Origin of the sequence: Pseudarthrobacter sp. P1 (assembly GCF_050156935.1) — a bacterium.
In the GTDB taxonomy this organism is placed as follows: Bacteria; Actinomycetota; Actinomycetes; order Actinomycetales; family Micrococcaceae; genus Specibacter.
Map to the genome: position 1 here is coordinate 4,206,055 of NZ_CP189584.1, position 16,662 is coordinate 4,222,716.

General features: G+C 68.2%; 15 protein-coding genes and 1 riboswitch. Of the genes, 4 read left to right on the forward strand and 11 right to left on the reverse strand.

Annotation, left to right across the window (positions count from 1 at the left end; translation table 11 throughout):
• Window positions 1–83: 83 nt before the first annotated feature.
• The 10 genes from ACQCSX_RS19595 to ACQCSX_RS19640 form a co-directional block, all read right to left on the reverse strand.
• Complete coding sequence (locus tag ACQCSX_RS19595; RefSeq protein ID WP_427016882.1) at window positions 84–1,580, reverse strand: nucleobase:cation symporter-2 family protein; 1,497 nt, start codon at window positions 1,578–1,580, stop codon at window positions 84–86.
• Window positions 1,581–1,696: 116 nt separating this feature from the next.
• Window positions 1,697–2,599, reverse strand: coding sequence for a factor-independent urate hydroxylase (gene pucL, locus ACQCSX_RS19600; RefSeq protein WP_427016883.1), 903 nt, complete (start codon window positions 2,597–2,599; stop codon window positions 1,697–1,699).
• A gap of 2 nt (window positions 2,600–2,601) precedes the next feature.
• The gene (uraH, locus tag ACQCSX_RS19605; RefSeq protein WP_427016884.1) at window positions 2,602–2,943 is read right to left on the reverse strand and encodes a hydroxyisourate hydrolase; all 342 of its coding nucleotides are present in this window, start codon (window positions 2,941–2,943) and stop codon (window positions 2,602–2,604) included.
• Window positions 2,940–3,437, reverse strand: a complete 498-nt coding sequence (uraD, locus tag ACQCSX_RS19610; RefSeq protein WP_427016885.1) for a 2-oxo-4-hydroxy-4-carboxy-5-ureidoimidazoline decarboxylase — start codon at window positions 3,435–3,437, stop codon at window positions 2,940–2,942. The genes uraH and uraD overlap by 4 nt, the downstream gene beginning before the upstream one ends.
• A 300-nt stretch (window positions 3,438–3,737) precedes the next feature.
• A complete protein-coding gene (gene bcp, locus ACQCSX_RS19615) occupies window positions 3,738–4,208 on the reverse strand; it encodes a thioredoxin-dependent thiol peroxidase (protein ID WP_427016886.1) in 471 nt (156 codons plus the stop codon).
• 226 nt (window positions 4,209–4,434) lie between these two features.
• Complete coding sequence (locus ACQCSX_RS19620; protein WP_427016887.1) at window positions 4,435–5,127, reverse strand: Dyp-type peroxidase; 693 nt, start codon at window positions 5,125–5,127, stop codon at window positions 4,435–4,437.
• Window positions 5,128–5,820, reverse strand: coding sequence for a Dyp-type peroxidase (locus tag ACQCSX_RS19625; RefSeq protein ID WP_427016888.1), 693 nt, complete (start codon window positions 5,818–5,820; stop codon window positions 5,128–5,130).
• Window positions 5,821–7,032 carry an iron uptake system protein EfeO gene (efeO, locus tag ACQCSX_RS19630; RefSeq protein WP_427016889.1) on the reverse strand — a complete coding sequence of 404 codons (1,212 nt, stop codon included), beginning with the start codon at window positions 7,030–7,032 and terminating at the stop codon, window positions 5,821–5,823.
• Between the two features lie 118 nt (window positions 7,033–7,150).
• Entirely contained in the window at window positions 7,151–8,779 is a 1,629-nt protein-coding gene (efeU, locus tag ACQCSX_RS19635) for an iron uptake transporter permease EfeU (RefSeq protein ID WP_427016890.1), read from the reverse strand.
• 152 nt (window positions 8,780–8,931) lie between these two features.
• Window positions 8,932–9,609 carry a histidine phosphatase family protein gene (locus ACQCSX_RS19640; RefSeq protein ID WP_427016891.1) on the reverse strand — a complete coding sequence of 226 codons (678 nt, stop codon included), beginning with the start codon at window positions 9,607–9,609 and terminating at the stop codon, window positions 8,932–8,934.
• A 114-nt stretch (window positions 9,610–9,723) separates the two neighbouring features.
• Here ACQCSX_RS19640 and ACQCSX_RS19645 point away from each other — a divergent pair, with 114 nt between their 5' ends.
• Window positions 9,724–10,494, forward strand: a complete 771-nt coding sequence (locus ACQCSX_RS19645) for a CPBP family intramembrane glutamic endopeptidase (protein ID WP_427016892.1) — start codon at window positions 9,724–9,726, stop codon at window positions 10,492–10,494.
• Between the two features lie 92 nt (window positions 10,495–10,586).
• On the opposite strand, the gene ACQCSX_RS19650 is transcribed toward ACQCSX_RS19645, so the two are convergent.
• Window positions 10,587–11,225 (reverse strand): VOC family protein, encoded by a 639-nt coding sequence (locus ACQCSX_RS19650; protein ID WP_427016893.1) that lies wholly within the window; start codon window positions 11,223–11,225, stop codon window positions 10,587–10,589.
• A 231-nt stretch (window positions 11,226–11,456) separates the two neighbouring features.
• Between ACQCSX_RS19650 and ACQCSX_RS19655 the strand changes: the two genes are divergently transcribed.
• The 3 genes from ACQCSX_RS19655 (at window position 11,457) to metX (ending at window position 16,535) form a co-directional block, all read left to right on the forward strand.
• Window positions 11,457–13,742, forward strand: coding sequence for a Tex family protein (locus ACQCSX_RS19655; RefSeq protein ID WP_427019106.1), 2,286 nt, complete (start codon window positions 11,457–11,459; stop codon window positions 13,740–13,742).
• Window positions 13,743–13,804: 62 nt separating this feature from the next.
• Window positions 13,805–13,918: riboswitch (SAM riboswitch) on the forward strand.
• 89 nt (window positions 13,919–14,007) lie between these two features.
• The gene (locus tag ACQCSX_RS19660) at window positions 14,008–15,324 is read left to right on the forward strand and encodes a bifunctional o-acetylhomoserine/o-acetylserine sulfhydrylase (protein ID WP_427016894.1); all 1,317 of its coding nucleotides are present in this window, start codon (window positions 14,008–14,010) and stop codon (window positions 15,322–15,324) included.
• A gap of 71 nt (window positions 15,325–15,395) precedes the next feature.
• Window positions 15,396–16,535, forward strand: coding sequence for a homoserine O-acetyltransferase MetX (gene metX, locus ACQCSX_RS19665; protein WP_427019107.1), 1,140 nt, complete (start codon window positions 15,396–15,398; stop codon window positions 16,533–16,535).
• Window positions 16,536–16,662 lie beyond the last annotated feature (127 nt).

Here is a 16,662-nt window from a genome sequence, read left to right on the forward strand (position 1 = left end):
AGTGGGACGGCGTCCCCTCCCCGATCGGCCCAGATGGGGAGGGGGCACCGCCCCAATGCAGAACCAGTCTTCGACTCCTGGTTCTAGTGCGCCGTGGACGGAGAGTCCACGACACGTATTTCCTTGCCGTCGGCGTCGACCAGCTTGCCGTCCTCGCACCGGTCCCCATGCCGGAGGCATTCGAGGACTTCTGCGGTGACGTGCCTGTCGGTGCCGGCGGCAAAAACCGATGGGTTCTCCGGGTTCCCCGCCTTCAGATGGTTGAAGAGGACATTGAGAAGGATGGCCATGATCGCGGCCGAGCTGATGCCTGAGTGGAAAATGGTGCCAAACCAGCTCGGGAACTTGTCGTAGAACGTGGGCGCGGCGATCGGGATCATGCCGAAGGCAATCGAGGTGGCCACGATGATCAGGTTCATGTTGTTCTTGTAGTTGACCGTGGACAGCGTACGGATGCCGCTGGCCGCGACAGTGCCAAAGAGCACCAGGCCTGCTCCGCCCAGCACCGACGTCGGCACAGCCGCCACCACGCGCCCCAGCACCGGCAGCAGCCCCAGCAACACCAGGATCACGCCCCCGGCCGAGACCACAAAGCGGCTCTTGACCCCCGTGACGGCCACCAACCCCACGTTCTGGGCGAAGGCGCTCTGCGTGAAGGACCCGAAGAGGGGAGCCACGGTGCTGGAGATCATGTCCGCGCGCAGGCCGTCGCCGAGCCGGCGTGAATCGACCTTGGTGCCGATGATCGATCCCACGGCCAGGATGTCCGCCGACGTTTCCACCAGGGTCACGAGGATGACGATGACCATCGAGATGATGGCCGCGAGGTCGAACACGGGCAGGCCGAAATGGAAGGGGGTGGGGAACTCAAAGACGGGCCCCGTCGCAACCTTGGAGAAATCGGCCATCCCAAAGATGGTGGCAACCACCGTGCCGATGATCATGGCCAGCAGGATGGACAGGCGGGAGATGGTGGAACTGCCCACCTTGCTCAGCAGCAGCACAATCGCCAGGGTGGCGGCGGCCAGGCCAATGTTGCCGACGCTGCCGTACGTGGGGGCCTTGCTGTTGCCGCCCATGGCCCAGTTGGCGGCCACCGGCATCAGGGACAGGCCGATGACGGTGATGACAGTGCCGGTGACCACGGGTGGAAAGAACCGGATGATCTTGGAGAACACCGGGGTAATCAGCAGCCCGATCACGGACGCCGCGATCACCGCACCGAACACGGTCGGCAGCCCGCCGCCGCCGTTGAGGATGGCCACCATGGTGGCGACGCCGGCAAAGGAAACGCCCTGGACCAGCGGCAGCTGGGAACCAAAGAACGGGATGCCGATGGTCTGGAGCAAGGTGGCGAGGCCGCCCATGAACAGGCAGGCCGCAATGAGGAGTCCGACGTCGGCGGAGGACAGGCCTGCCGCCTGGCCAACGATGAGGGGAACGGCGATGATGCCGCCGTACATGGTCAGGACGTGCTGGAAGCCGTAGGCGAAACTGGCGCCGATTCCCAGGCGTTCGTCTTCGGGGCGGTGGGTGTTCACGGCGCGGGCACCGGTGGTGGTGCGGGGGGTTTTAGGCATTTTTGAGGACCTCCTTGTCCTTGGGTGCGCCGGCGGCGGCGGACCCGGTACTGCTGGGTGGTGTGATGGGCCGGTGGCCGCCCGTCGCAGGGCGGGCGGCCACCGGAGCATGGCTTCTAGCAGAAGCCGGCGATGCCGTCCCAGGCGTTGCCGGCGCCGCTGGCATCCTCGCGCAGCACAGTGGCCTCGATCAGGCCGTAGGGCCGGTCCGCGGCAAAGAAGACCTCGTTCGGGTTGTCGAGGCCAAACGGCGACAGGTCCACCAGGAAGTGGTGCTTGTTGGGCATGGAGAACTTGATCTCATCGATCTCCGGGTGCGCCAACAGGACCTTCTGGCCCATCTCGAACAGCGTCTGCTGCAGGGCGTGGGAGTATCCCCCGGTGAACGCTTCCAGGAGCAGTGCCTTCACATCTGAGTAGGACTTGTTGAAGTCGACCTCGGTGGTGTTGAACCGCCACCGGGCCGACACATCCGTGGCCAGGATGCGGTCGGTCGTTTCGGCCAAGGTGGTGTACTTGTCCTTCGGGTAGCCGACAAAACCGGACTGGGTGGTCTTGAGGACCGTCAGGTCCTTGAGGCCGGCAATCAGGTGCTTGTTCTCGCCGTCGACCACCAGCACCGCGGTGCGGATTTCCTGGCCGTTGCGCACGAACGAGTGCTCATGGCCGATGCCGTTGGCCTGGATGCGGTCCCAGCTGTACTGTTCGGCCGCCCAGCGCCCGCCGGACACCCAGTCAAAGCTGGACGTGAAGTGCTCGGCCAGGCGGAGCAGGAATGCCTCCGGCGAGCCCACGCCCTCGCGGGCCAGGGCATAGACGGTGTTCTTTTGGGTGTCGGTTGCCACCACGTGCGCGTTGTCGCCCGTGAGGTGCGCTTCGGCGAAGTCGCCGCGCAGCTGCGAGGTGACGTTGAGGTCCTCGATCTCGTGGCGGTCCGTGTCGCGGGTGACCTTGACCAGGCGGACTTCGGCCTTGCCGTACTGGTTGGCGCCCAGGATGATCTTGCTGTTTTCGCTCATGGTTAGTTGCCTCGGTAGGTGGAGTAGGAGAAGGGGCTCAGCAGCAGGGGGACGTGGTAGTGGTCCTCGCCGGCTGCAACCGTGAAGGTCAGCACGACTTCGGGAAAGAAGGTCTCGGTGGAGGTCCGGGCAAAGTAGGCGCCGGTGCCAAAACGCAGCTGGTAGTTCCCCGGCGCCAGCACCTCCGGTCCCAGGTCAGGGATCCGGCCGGCCGCATTTGTCACACCTGCGGCAAGATGCGTCCAGGCGGTGCCGTCGGCGGCGAAAAGCTCCACAGCGACGTGGTCCGCGGGCTTGCCGGAGGAGGTGTCCAGGATGTGCGTGGTGACATGTGAAACACTCATGCGGCCAGCGCTCCTTCAAGGCGGAGCAGCGCGATCTCGCGCAGCTGCTGCGCCACGGTGGCCATTTCCGCCTCGGGGGAGTTGTTGAGCCGCTGGGTGAGCGAGCCAAGGATGTCCCGGGCACTGCGTCCGGCCGCCCGGATCAGGAAGACCCGGCCAAACCTGGACTCGTAGGCCAGATTGCCCTCGGCGATGGCCGCCAAAATGGCTGGATCCTCCCCCGTGACCCGGGACTGCTCCGACGTCGAGAGTTGGGCTTCCTTGGTGGTTCCGGCGGCCTTCTCGCCGATCCGGGGGTGGTGCGACAGTGCCGATTCAATCTCAGGGATCGTGAAGGGATCCGCTGCGATTCTGGCGGAGTCGAGAAGTGCTTCCCGGCTCTCATAGGGGCGGGCATCGATGATCTCGTCGATCCAGCGTTGGATATCGAGACAGGGTCGGAGCACATCTTCCAGCTCCGCACGCACGGCCTCGTTGCATTGTTCAAGCAACATGGTGTTCCTTGCGACAGATACTGGCATCCACGGCGTGGGCTATACGGAACGGCCGGTCTGAAAACTCGGCTGACTCTGGCTGGTCAACGTTTCGTATCGTGGAACTGTTATTTCAGTATGTGTAATAGTGAATCGCATCACTTTTCACTTGTCAAGGGCTAATTTACCGCGACCTGCCAAAAGCGCAATTCCAGGGGGCTGGGACGCGCAAATCCGGGGCGCAAACCGGGACACAAAACTGCGGCCCCCACCCGGAAGTGGAGGCCGCAGGAGCGGTTTTTGGCGCGGTGCCGGCGGGGCCTAGGACAGGCCCAGGGAATCGCGCAGGCGGCGTACGTGGCCTGCTGCGGCGACGTTGTACTCCGAGGAGACGACCTGGCCGTTGCCGTCGATGACCACCGTGGTGCGAAGGACGCCCTCCACCGTCTTGCCGTCAACGACCTTCTCGCCCCAGGCTCCGTAGATGTTGGCGACGGCGCTGCCCTCGTCCGACAGCAGCGGGAAGTTGAGGCCATGGTCCGCGATGAACGACTGAAGGGAAGAGGCCGGATCCGGGGAGATGCCCAGGACCGAATAGCCGGCCGATTTTAAGCTGGCCAGGTTGTCGCGGAAATCGCAGGCCTCGGTGGTGCATCCGGGGGTCGCGGCCTTGGGATAGAAATACACCACGACATTCCTCCCCTGGAAATCCGACAGGGCAACGGTGGATCCCGTGGCGTCGGTGAGTTCAAAGGAGGGGGCGCTCTGGCCCGGTGCGAGTTGGGTGGTCATGGATGTCTCCCGGAGGGGTCGTAAGGGGTGGGTGCATCGGACGCAGGCCGCCGGCGAAAGAGGGGCCGGTCGGTGCATGGTTTCCATAATGCAAAACAAAATTCTTGCTATTCGGAATAGTAGCCAGACCACCAAGGCCCGTCAATGCTTCAACCCGCATCTGTCCCGCACTTATCGCACGCTTGGACGCCCAAGCGTGCGATAAGTGCGGGACAGATGGCCTCGTTTAGGCGAAGAACTCCTGGCCGTAGTAGTGCCCGGCCGCGGGGAGCCCCGCCGGGACGGCGAAGACGGCGGAGCCCACGTGTCGGATGTACTCGTTGAGCCGGTCCGAGGAACCCAGCTTGCGCTGCAGGGCCACAAATTGCGCCGGATCCTTCTGGAAGCTCAGGAACATCAGCCCCGCATCCAGCCGGCCCACGCTGTCCAAACCGTCGGTGAAGTTGTAGCCGCGGCGCAGGATCTTGGTGCCTGCGTTGTTCTCATGGGCCGCCAGTGCAATGTGCGAGTCCGCCTCGATGGCAGGCTTCCCTTCGCTGCCGGTGGCCGCGAAATCCGGGACGTCATGCTCGGCCTTGCCGGAGAGCGGGGCACCCTCGTTCTTGGTGCGGCCGAAGATGCTCTGCTGGTCCCCGATGGCGTCCGAATCCCAGGTCTCGATCAGCATGTGGATCTTGCGGGCCACCAGGTAGGTGCCGCCGTTCATCCAGGACTGCCCGGTTTCTGCCCCGGCCCAGACATGTGCGGCCCTGTCCTCATCCGTCGTGATGTTGCGGGTGCCGTCCTTGAAACCCATCAGGTTGCGCGGGGTCTGCTGGTTGGCCCCGGCCGACGCGCGGCCAAAGCCCAGCACCGTCCAGCGCGTCTTGACCTGCGTGCGTGCCATCCGGGCCAGGTTGCGGACCGCATGGTAGGCCACCTAGGGATCGTACGCGCAGGCCTGGATGCACAGGTCGCCACCGGTCAGCCCGGGCTGCAGCGACTCACCGGCCATGGCCGGCAGCTGAGCAAAGTTGGCAGGCTTGAACGATTCCAGCCCAAAACGGGCGTCAAAGAGGGACGGGCCGAAGCCGAGCGTCAGGGTCAGCCCCTGCGGCCCCATGCCATTGGCCTCGCCGGTGTCCACGGGCACAGCCTGCTCGCGGCCCGGCTCCGTGGCACCCACGGGCTTGCCGGCGGTCATCTCGGCCATGGCCGCACTCCACTTGGCCAGCACCAGCTGCAGGTCAGTGCGGCTGGTGGTGGTCAGGTCGAAGGACATGAACACCAGATGGTCCTGCGGCGGCGTTGAAATGCCGCCCTGGTGCGGTCCATAGAACGGGTACGCGAGCTGTGACTGCATGGCGGAAAGGGCGGAGATGCCCGGTTGGGCCGGTTCCTGGGCTCCGGCGAGTGCGTTGGCCCCCGCCATCCCGGCGCCTGCGCCGGCAACAACGCCTGCCGCCGCCGCAAGGACTGCAGTGCCGGCGGTGCTGCCAAAGAATTTGCGCCGGGACACCCCGCCGCCGGCACCCATGGGGCAACCGCCGGCGCTTTCGGTGGCAGGGTCCTCGGGCGATGCCGCCCCGGTGGCGGGGGACACGCCGTCGTTCTGGTTCTGCGGGACGCTCATCTAGGCCGTCGCAACCTTCGCGGCAATCTTCGAGAGCGGATCCTGCAGGGCCTGGATCAGTGCGGTCAGCTTGGCCGCATCCGAGGCCTTCAGCGCCTCGGTGTAGGGCTTCCAGCCGCCCAGCGAGCCGGCGTCCTTGTAGGAGTCCAGGGCCGCGGTGACGGTGTCGAACTGGGCGGAGATGGTCTTGGCCAGATCGGCATCGATCCCGACCAGGGCGGGCTTGAGGTATTCAAAGGCCTGCTGCGAGCCCTCGACGTTGGCGGCGAAGTCCAGCAGGTCCAGCTTGGAGTAGGCCTCCTCCTCGCCGGTGATCTTGGAGGACTGGACCTCCTCCAGCAGGCCGCTGGCGCCGTTGGCGAGCTCCTCGGCTTTGTACCCCAGGCCCGTGGTGGCCTCCTTGAGCTTGCCGATGTTTTCCACCAGCCCGGCGGCCAGCGCCTTGGTGGACTCGGTGATGGCCTTGGACTCGAACAGGTCCTTCTCCAGCGGGTGGAAGCCGGTCCAGGGCGTGCCGGGCTCGACGTCGGCCACGCGGAGGTCCAGGGCCGGATCCAGGTCCGGGAAGCTCTCGGCAACCGGCTCGATGCGCTCGTAGAACGGGCGGGCGGCCGCATAGGCCTTCTGGCTGGCCGCCACATCGCCGGAGTCGACGGCGATCTTCAGTGCGGCAACGGCATCCACCAGGGAGTCCACCTGGCCGGAAACGTAGCCGGCGTACCCGGCGGTGCCGGCCGTGAGCTGGTCCGCCACATCGCTGGAGGCAGTGGCCGTGCTGGTGCCCGTGACGGTGAAGGGCAGGTATTCGGTGCCCGCTCCGGGGCAGTAGAGCTGGTAGCTGCCACCGGTGAGCGTGACGGTGAAGCTGACGGACTTCAGGCCGGGAATCACGTTTTCGCGCTCGCCCAGGATCCGCTTGTCGCTGAGCAGTTCCACCTCGCTCACGCCGGAGGCGTCCTTGTTGGAGACCTGGAAGGTGACGGGACCGGCCGGGGCCTGGTTGAAGTCGGGGACGCACTGGTCCTTGCCGCCAACCTGCTGCACCGACAGCTTGACCGTGGCCGTGCCGTTGCTGACGGGTGCGCTGCCGCCGGCTGAGCCAGTGGCCTGGCTTTCGGCAGCGGGGCCCGAGCAACCGGCCAGGGCCAATGCCAGGACAGCGGGGCTGGCAACGAGCAATGCGGTGGTCCGCTTGCGGGAGGAGAAATTCATCGATGGTCCTTCACTTGCCGGGTGGATCCGGGGCAATCGTTGCGGGGGAGGGGGAGGGGAAACGGGGGAAGGGAAAGGCTTGGGCCGCCCGGTGCGTGGCGTCCGTCATGAGGGTTCGCTACGGCGTGCTGTGGGCAGTGGTGCGGGCCGGGGCCGGCGGCCCGGAACCGTCGACGGCGGCGGGCGCCGTTTGGGTTCGCGGTGCCGGAGCCGCGGGTGCGGATGCCGCGGCTGCGTCCGCGCGGCGCCGACGCACGGCCGAGACGGCCAGCACCAATGCGGCCGCAGCCAGCGCGGAGGGGAGCCAGAGCTGCCACAGCGGCAGTTCGTTGCGGGCCGCAGCGGCCCGGGCGAGCGCCTGGGCGGTGGCGGCGGAGGCATCCGGTGCTACGGCCCAGGCATCCTGGCCGGGCAGCACCACGGTCCGGGCGGTGCCCAGCCCGCCGCCGCTGAGGGTGACGGTGCTGGTGGCCGTGCTGGCGGCATTGAGCACCGTGGTGCCGGCAATCCAGACGGTCAGCTCGCCTGTATGGTTCCAGACGGCGTCGTAGGGACCGGGGTTGTTCTGGGCGCTGATGCCCACGGGGAGCCGGCCGCCGTTGAGCTTGGCCAGTTCCACCGGGCCGAGGCTGGCCGGTTCTGCCAAGGCGGGCTGGATGGGCAGTACATATTCGGTTGCTGTGGTTCCGAGGTGGCCGACGGAGCGCTGCCAGGCGCCGGAGAGGTCGTAGGTGCGGCCGCCGGCATCGGACGCCAGCGTGAGCACGCCGCCGGGTGCCACGGACAGCGTGCCGTACGGCTTGGAGCTGGAGTCCAGCACCGCCGTCGTGCCCGCATCCGCGAGCGAGAGCGCCGGCGCGGCCACCAGCGGGGCGGCAATGGCCAGGGCCGCTGCGGCAGCCGCGAGGGCGCCGGCGGCGGCCAGCTTGGCGCGCGGGGTCCGGGCGGGGCGGAAGCGGCGCGGAAGCACGATGAAGGCCAGCATGGGCACCAGATAGAGCAGCCAGCCCAGGACCTCTATGACGCGCGGATCCGAGGGGATGCCTAAGACGCCGGTCAGCAGGGCCGCCTGCCAGGAACCATTGGGTGCCAGCCAGGCCAGCGAGACAGTGGAACCCCGGCCGAGCGTGATCCAGCCGGCCTCGTGCGCGGTGCGGAGCGATTTCATCACCAGGCCGGCGGCCACGAAGATCAGGAAGATGCCGGTGCCCTTGAAGAACTTGGCCAGATTGATCTTCACCCCGCCGCGGTACAGGCCATAGCCGGCTGCGGTGGCCAGCACCAGGCCCAGCACGGCGCCGGCACCGGCCTGGAGGGGATCGAGCGAGGATTGGAAGGCCGCCACCAGGAACACTGCCGTCTCCACGCCCTCGCGCAGCACCGCCAAAAAGGCCATGCCGGCCAGCGCGAGCGCGGATCCGCCGCCCAGGGCGCTGGATGCGTGCACCTCCACGGCGGACTTCATGCCGCGGGCATTCTTCGCCATCCACAGGATCATGAAGGTCACGATGCCCACGGCCGCGAGGCCGATCACCGATTCCATGCCCTCCTGCTGGGCCTGCGGCAGTCCCGCGGAGACCAGTTCCAGGACCAGCCCGACGGCGGCGCTAAGGAATGCCGCGGCGCCGACGCCGATCCACATGGGAACCAGGGATGCCCCGTTGCGGCGCAGGAAGGCGGCGATCATGCCGACGATCAGTGCGGCTTCCAGACCTTCACGCAGGCCAATCACCAAGGTTGCAAGCACGCTAAAGGCTCCGGCTTCTGGGAACAAATGGCACGGAGAATTCTCCATGCCGAAGCCAAGGCTATCCTTACTTCCCGCCGCTGCGCCAATTACGCTAGAGGATTATGACGTAATAGCCGGTGCCGCCAGGCCAGCCTGGCCGCCGGTTGCGGTCACCAGTCCCTGTGGGGGGCGTCCAGTACCGTCTGGCTCATGGGGGTAAGGGACCACTGGTCGAAGGCGGTGTCCAGCGCGTAGCGCTGCCCCTGCCGCAGCAGCGTGCGGACCTCGGCGTTGCCGGGGTTGTTGAGCGATTCAAAATACTCCACGGACCAGTGGAACCAGCGCATGCAGAACAGCCGCATGGTCAGCCCGTGCGTCACCAGCAGCGTGTTGGGGGCGTAGGCGGATTTGTTCCAATGCCTGTACAGCGTCTCCATGAAGGAGGAGACGCGGTCGTAGACATCGGAACCGGATTCGCCGTCGCGGAAGCGGTAGAAAAAATGCCCGTAGGCGTTGCGGAGCTCGCGCTGGTCCGCAATGTCCGCAGGGTTCTGGAAGTTGGCCCAGTCCTGCTCGCGCAGCCGCGGCTCCTCAATGACCCGCTCCACCAGGTCTCCGAGCTTCAGGGCCTCCAGGGTCTGGTAGGCCCGCAGGTAGGGGGAGACATAGATGCAGACCTTTTGTCCGTCCAGCTGGCGCCGGATGCGCTCACCCGCCGCCGTGGCCTGCTCCACGCCCAGCTCCGTCAGGGGGATCCGGTAGTCGGGGACGCGGTTGTACAGTGTCTGGTCCACGTTGGCCGCGGATTGTCCGTGGCGGACCATGATGATCTGGCGGGGGGCGCTCATGGACGCCAATCCTAGTGCCGGGGACGACGGCGGCGGTGCGCGCCGTGCCGCCCGCCGCCGTCGTGGTGCCGTGCTTTCGCGCAATCCCCAGCATTGCCCGGCAGAATGGACCCCATGACTGGATCCCTGGCCAAGCCCGTGGCCGATTCCCGCCCCCGGCACACCGCCCGGCTGCGGGCGCAGCTGTGGATTGTGCTCGGCCTGTCGCTGGGGCAATCGGCCGTGTATTCGGTGGTGCAGCTGCTGGACAAGGCCACCCGCGGGCCGTTGGCCCAGGCCACGTCCACGCTGAACCCCGAGCGCAGCAGCCGCGAGGTGTTTGACCTCCTCTACCAGTTGCTGGACATTGGCTTTGCCCTGGTTCCGGTGGCATTGGTGCTCTACTTCCTGTGGCAGCCGGGCAAATCCGCCTTCCGAGTCCTGGGCTTCACGGCGGACCGGCCGGTGCGGGACGTGCTGTGGGGGATCGGGCTGATGCTGGCGATGGGGCTGCCCTCGCTGGGGCTCTATGCGCTGGGCCGGGCCTTGGGTGTGACCACCGAGATCATTCCCAGCGCGCTGGACGCCTACTGGTGGACCATTCCGGTGCTGGTGCTCTCGGCCATCCGGCACGCGCTGGTGGAGGAGGTCATCGTCGTCGGCTATCTGCTGAACCGGCTGGAGCGCTTCGGCTGGGGGCCCTGGGCGGCGGTGCTGGCCAGTTCGCTGCTGCGCGGCAGCTACCACCTGTACCAGGGGTTTGGCCCGTTCCTGGGCAACTTTGCCATGGGCCTGGTGTTCTGCTGGGTCTACAAGCGCTTCGGCCGGCTGGCCCCGCTGGTGGTGGCGCACGCCCTGCTGGACATCGCCGCCTTCACCGCCGGCCCGCTGCTGGGCTTCGGCTAAACGAGGGTTAAACGAAAACTGGGTGGCAGTTGTTGCAGCTCTCGACGCTGAGAACTGCAACAACTGCCACCCAGTTGCATTGGGGCCGGAGGTCAGATGGTGACCGGGCCGTTGGGGGTGTCAAAGGTGACGCTCATGATGCCGGGGGTGCCGCGCGGGGCGACCCACTCCACCGTGACATCCTCCAGCGGCTGCTCCACGGGCTCGCCCAGCCATTCGGTGACGCGCTCGGCGCTGCCGGCGATGGTCAGCGAGGCCAGCCGGACATTGGTCTTCCGGGCCAGCGAGGGATGCAGGGCAGGGTTGCCCTCCCACTTGAGCATGTAGGGCACCTGCGGGTCCGCAATGAGGCCCTTGATGCCGATCTGCTGCCAGATCAACTCCTGGCCGTCGGGGAACTTGCGGTTGCCGGGGACGGCACTGCGGCCCAGGCGCTCCTCGAAGGGTGCCAGATCGTCCACCGCCACGCACCAGCCCATCCAGCCGCCACCGGCAGCCGAGCGGGCCCGCACGGCCTGGCCGAAGGGCGCCTTGTCCGACGCCGGGTGGTCCAGGCACTCCACGACCTCCACATAGTGGTGGTCCGTGAGGGGGATGATCATATTGCGGGTGCCGAAGCGCGGGTGCACCCCACCACGCACCGCTTCGACCCCGAGGGCTTCGGCAATCCGGCCAGCCGTGGCTGCCAGTCCATCTGATTCACAGGCGTAAGAAACATGATCCATGCGCATGGCATCATCTTGGCACTTTGTGAGGTGCGTCTCGACTTAGGGCCGCCTTATCGTCATGGGACGTCAGATCAATGGCAGTATTCGCCCTGCCATGGTAGACGACGGCGGTGCCGGACGGCCCGGCCGTGCCGCCGGTGGTGAAGCCGTGGTGCCGCCGGGGCGCGGGCCCCGCCGGTGCGGCAGAATGGCACTGTGACTTCCCTCCCCGCAGCCCCGGCCCCGTCCCCCTTAGTGCCCGCCAAGGGTGCCCCCGGCCCCAAGCCGGCCACTGCGGGAGCCCCCGCGGGAACCGGCACCGAGGCCCGGATCGAGGCAGCGCTCGCCGCGGAACTCGGCGTCACGGCCAGCCAGGTGCGCGCCGCCGTCGGCCTGCTCGACGGCGGCGCCACGGTGCCGTTCATCGCCCGGTACCGCAAGGAGGCCACGGGCACGCTGGACGATGCCCAGCTGCGCACGCTGGCGGAGCGGCTGCGCTACCTGCGCGAACTCGAGGAACGGCGCCGCACCGTGCTGGAGGGCATCGAGACGGCCGGCAAGCTGGTCCCGGCGCTGCGCGCGGCGGTGCTGGCCGCGGCCACCAAGACCGAGCTTGAGGAGCTCTACTTCCCCTTCAAATCCACCCGGCGGACCAAGGCCGCGATCGCCCGCGAGGCCGGGCTGGAGCCGCTGGCCGACGCCCTGCTGGCCGATCCCCGCCGCGACCCCGAGGCCACGGCGGCCGGGTACCGCAACGCCGGTCATGGCGTTGCCGACGCCGCCGCTGCCCTTGCCGGGGCCCGCGCCATTCTGGTGGAGCGCGCCGGGCAGGACACCGAGCTGGCCGCCGCCCTGCGCGAGCGGCTCTGGAACGGCGGCCGGCTGCGCTCCAAGGCCAAGACCGGCAAGGCCGCCGGCGCCCCCGGTCCGGACGCCGGCAAGGACGCCGCCATGTTCAAGGACTACGCCGATTTCGTCCAACCCCTGCACCGGCTGCCCGGCCACCGGGTGCTGGCACTGCTGCGCGGCGAGGCCGACGGCGCCCTGGCGCTGGAGATTGCCGAGGCCGATCCCCGCGACGCCGAGGCCCTGGAGCAGGCGCGCGGCTGGTACGAACGCGCCGTTGCCCGGTCCCTGGGCATTGCCCACCGCGGCCGGGCCGCCGACGGCTGGCTGCAGGGCACGGTGGAGGCCGCCTGGCGGACCCGGCTGCTGGCCCGGCTGGCCACCGAAGCCCGTGGCAAGCTCTTTGCCGCCGCCGAGGAGGAGGCGGTTCAGGTCTTCGCCGCGAACCTGCGAGATGTGCTGCTGGCAGCGCCGGCCGGCAACCGGGCCACCCTCGGCCTGGACCCGGGCCTGCGCACGGGAGTGAAGGTGGCGGTGGTGGACGGCACCGGCCAGGTGGTGGCCACCGACACCATCTACCCGCACGTCCCGGCCAAGCGTTGGGACGAGTCCCTGGCGACGCTGGTGGCGCTGTCTCACAAGCACCAGGTGGAGCTGGTGGCGATCGGCAACGGCACCGCCTCCCGGGAGACGGACAAGCTGGCCGCCCAGTTGCTGGCCGAGCTGAAGAAGCGCGACGGCGCAGCGCCGGCCAAGGTGGTGGTCTCGGAGGCCGGGGCCAGCGTCTACTCCGCCTCGGCGCTGGCCTCCGCGGAGCTGCCCGGCATGGACGTCTCGCTGCGCGGCGCCGTCTCGATCGCCCGCCGGCTGCAGGACCCGCTGGCCGAGCTGGTGAAGATTGAGCCCAAATCCATCGGCGTGGGGCAGTACCAGCACGACCTCACCCCGGCCCGGCTGGACCGCGCCCTGGACGCCGTCGTCGAGGACTGCGTGAACGCCGTCGGTGTGGACGTGAACACGGCCTCCCCGGCGCTGCTGGCCCGGGTGGCGGGCGTGGGCCCGCTGCTGAGCGAGAACATTGTGGCCTACCGCAACGAGCACGGGCCGTTCGCCAGCCGCGCGGCGTTGAAGAAGGTGCCGCGGCTGGGCGCGAAGGCGTTTGAACAGTGCGCCGGCTTCCTGCGCATCACCGGCGGAGCGGAGCCGCTGGATGCCACCAGCATCCACCCCGAGGCCTACCCCGTGGCCAGGAAGGTGCTTGCCGCGGCCGGAGCCAAGGCACCGGGTGCCGGTGCGGCCGCCGTCGCCGCCCTGGACCCGGCCCGCTTTGTGGACGGCAGCTTCGGCCTGCCCACGGTGGCGGATATCCTGGCGGAGCTGCCCAAGCCGGGCCGGGACCCGCGCCCGCGCTTCGCCACCGCCACCTTTGCCGAGGGGGTGGAGAAGATCACCGATCTGCGCGCCGGCATGGTGCTGGAGGGGACGGTGTCCAACGTGGCAGCGTTCGGGGCGTTCGTGGACATCGGCGTGCACCAGGACGGCCTGGTCCACATCTCCGCCATGAGCACCCGGCGGATCGCCGACCCGCGCGAGGTGGTGAAGTCCGGCGACGTCGTCAAGGTCAAGGTGCTCGATGTGGATCCGGCGCGCAAGCGGATCTCCCTGTCGCTCCGGCTGGATGACGCCACCACATAGGCACTGTCATATAAACGTCACATTCTTGCGTCCCGCCGCGGGCCTCTCCCACACTGAACGTAGGTCATGAGTGTCAGCGACAAGCCCCGGCTCGCTGGCCGGCAACCCTCCTCCGCGGTGGGGTGCCCCGGGTGAAGACCTGGCCTTGGCCAATCGGTCCAGGGCAAGCGCGGGCTACAGGTGCATCCTGGCCCACCGGCCGGGGCCTCCCGTGGCGGTGGGCCACCGGTGCACCCTGAAGGCCCCAGAGCATGAGGAGCCCCTTGTGAGCACCGGTTGGTCATTTGAAACCCGTCAGATCCACGTAGGCCAGCAGCCCGACGCCACCACCGGCGCCCGTGCCCTGCCCATCTACCAGACGACGTCGTTCGTCTTCCCCAGTGCAGAGAGTGCGGCCAACCGCTTCGCGCTCGCCGAACTGGAACCCATCTACACACGCATCGGCAACCCCACCCAGGACGCGGTGGAGCAGCGGATCGCCAGCCTTGAGGGCGGCCTTGCGGCTCTGCTGCTCTCCTCCGGCCAAGCTGCGACGACCTTTGCGGTGCTCAACATTGCCGAGGCCGGGGACCACATCGTCTCCAGCCCCAGCATCTATGGCGGAACCTACAACCTGTTCGCCCAGACGCTGAAGAAGTTCGGCGTCGAGGTCACCTTCGTGGCCGACCCGGACAACCTGGATGACTGGCGCAACGCCGTCCGCCCCAACACCAAGCTGTTCTTTGGCGAGGTCGTCTCCAACCCGCGCCAGGACGTGCTGGACATCGAGGGCATCAGCGCCGTGGCCCACGAGGCCGGCGTACCGCTGCTGGTGGACAACACCCTGGCCACGCCGTACCTGATCCGCCCGCTCGAGTGGGGCGCCGACGTCGTGATCCACTCCGCCACGAAGTACCTGGGCGGCCACGGCAGCGCCATTGCCGGCGTGATTGTCGACGGCGGCACGTTCGACTACACGAAGGACCCGGAGAAGTTCCCCGGCTTCAACACCCCCGACGAGAGCTACAACGGCCTGGTCTACGGCCGCGACCTGGGTGCCGACGGTGCACTCGGTGCCAATCTCTCCTACATCCTCAAGGCGCGCGTCCAGCTGCTGCGCGACCTCGGCTCCGCCGTCGCCCCCTTCAACGCCTTCCTCATCGCGCAGGGTCTGGAGACCTTGAGCCTGCGCGTGGAGCGGCACGTGGAGAACGCCCGCGCCGTCGCCGACTGGCTGGAAAAGAATGCCGATGTGGAGGCCGTGGCCTACGCCGGCCTGCCGTCCAGCCCCTGGTACGAGCGCGGCCGCAAGTATGGCCCCAAGGGCACTGGCGCCGTTATCGCCTTCGACATCAAGGGCGGCGAAGAGGCGGGCAAGCGCTTTGTCGACGGGCTGGAACTGCACTCGCATGTTGCCAACATCGGCGACGTCCGCTCGCTTGTCATCCACCCGGCCTCCACCACGCACGCCCAGCTCAGCCCCGAGCAGCAGCTGGCCGCCGGCGTCCGCCCCGGACTGGTGCGCCTCTCCGTCGGCATCGAAAACGTCGCGGACATCATCGCGGACCTCGAAGCCGGCTTCCGGGCCGCCAAGAGCGCGTGAGCGTTTCCGCCGAAACCCTGGGAATCTTTCGCGTGTATTCTTCCGAGCCGGAGCTCCTCGGCGACGACGGCCTGAGCGGGGCCTCGCTGGCCCATGCCGGGCCGTCGTCCGACGGCGAGCTCCGCTATGCCCCCGTGGGTGCGCTGGAGCTCGAAGCCGGCGGCACCCTGGAGGATGTCACGCTCGCGTTCGAAACCTGGGGAACGCTCAACGCGGATGCCTCCAACGCCGTCCTCATCCAGCACGCGCTGACCGGCAGCACGCACGTCAGCCGCGGCGCCACGGAGGAGGACGGCTGGTGGGAGGGGCTGGTTGGTCCGGGCCGGGTGATCGACACGGAGCGGTACTTTGTGGTCTCGGCCAACATCCTCGGCGGCTGCTACGGCACCACCGGACCGTCCTCGATTGCCGCGGACGGCACCCCCTACGGCTCCCGCTTCCCGTTCACCACGCTGCGCGATTCCGTTGCGGCGGAGGCACGGCTGGCGGACCTGCTCGGCATTGCGTCCTGGTACGCGGTGGTGGGCGGATCCATGGGCGGGGCACGCGCGCTGGAATGGGCGGCGACTCTGCCCGAGAGGGTTCAGCGCTGTGCCGTGATTGCCTCCTGCGCGGCCAGCACGGCCGAGCAGATCGCCCTCGCCCAGGTGCAGGTGCTGGCGATCCGTGCCGATGCGCACTTTGCCGGCGGGGACTACTACGACGGCACCGCGCCGACGGCGGGCCTGGGCATTGCCCGGCGGATTGCGCACATCAGCTACCGGTCCGAGGAGGAGATGGCCGTCCGTTTCGGCCGCACCGCCCAGGACGGCGAAAACCCCGTGGGGCCTTCGCGGCTGGCGGCACCGTCTGGCCTGGCGGGGGAGCGGTACCAGGTGGAGAGCTACCTGGACCACCAGGCGCGCAAGTTGGTGGGCCGGTTCGACGCCAACAGCTACATCGCGATCACCGAGGCCCTGATGAGCCATGACGTCGGCCGCGGCCGGGGTTCGCTGGAGGCTGCCCTGGCGGCGGCGTCCGAGGTGGAGTTCCTGGTGGCCTCGGTGACGAGCGACAGGCTGTACTTCCCCGAGCAGTCGGACGCCCTGGCGGCGGCGCTGCCCGGGGATGTTGAGGTGCACAGCATCGACTCCGCCATCGGCCACGACGGTTTCCTGACCGAGACCGCCCAGCTCGGCGCCCTGCTGCGGAAGAGCTTCTTCCCGTTGTAGTCATGGCTGGGTCTCAACGAGCTCGACCAGGCCGCTGGTCGAACTCGTCGAGACCCGGCTGCGGGTCCCTAGCGGGCACGGGCACAGGCGGGTTCGGTCGTCGAGCTTGCCAGCCCGAACCGCCCTG

Coding starts and splice junctions, on each gene's coding strand:
- ACQCSX_RS19595 (WP_427016882.1), bottom strand. CDS start 1,580: ATGCCTAAAACCCCCCGCACCACCACCGGTGCCCGCGCCGTGAACACC.
- pucL (WP_427016883.1), bottom strand. CDS start 2,599: ATGAGCGAAAACAGCAAGATCATCCTGGGCGCCAACCAGTACGGCAAG.
- uraH (WP_427016884.1), bottom strand. CDS start 2,943: ATGAGTGTTTCACATGTCACCACGCACATCCTGGACACCTCCTCCGGC.
- uraD (WP_427016885.1), bottom strand. CDS start 3,437: ATGTTGCTTGAACAATGCAACGAGGCCGTGCGTGCGGAGCTGGAAGAT.
- bcp (WP_427016886.1), bottom strand. CDS start 4,208: ATGACCACCCAACTCGCACCGGGCCAGAGCGCCCCCTCCTTTGAACTC.
- ACQCSX_RS19625 (WP_427016888.1), bottom strand. CDS start 5,820: ATGAGCGTCCCGCAGAACCAGAACGACGGCGTGTCCCCCGCCACCGGG.
- efeO (WP_427016889.1), bottom strand. CDS start 7,032: ATGAATTTCTCCTCCCGCAAGCGGACCACCGCATTGCTCGTTGCCAGC.
- ACQCSX_RS19640 (WP_427016891.1), bottom strand. CDS start 9,609: ATGAGCGCCCCCCGCCAGATCATCATGGTCCGCCACGGACAATCCGCG.
- ACQCSX_RS19645 (WP_427016892.1), top strand. CDS start 9,724: ATGACTGGATCCCTGGCCAAGCCCGTGGCCGATTCCCGCCCCCGGCAC.
- ACQCSX_RS19650 (WP_427016893.1), bottom strand. CDS start 11,225: ATGCGCATGGATCATGTTTCTTACGCCTGTGAATCAGATGGACTGGCA.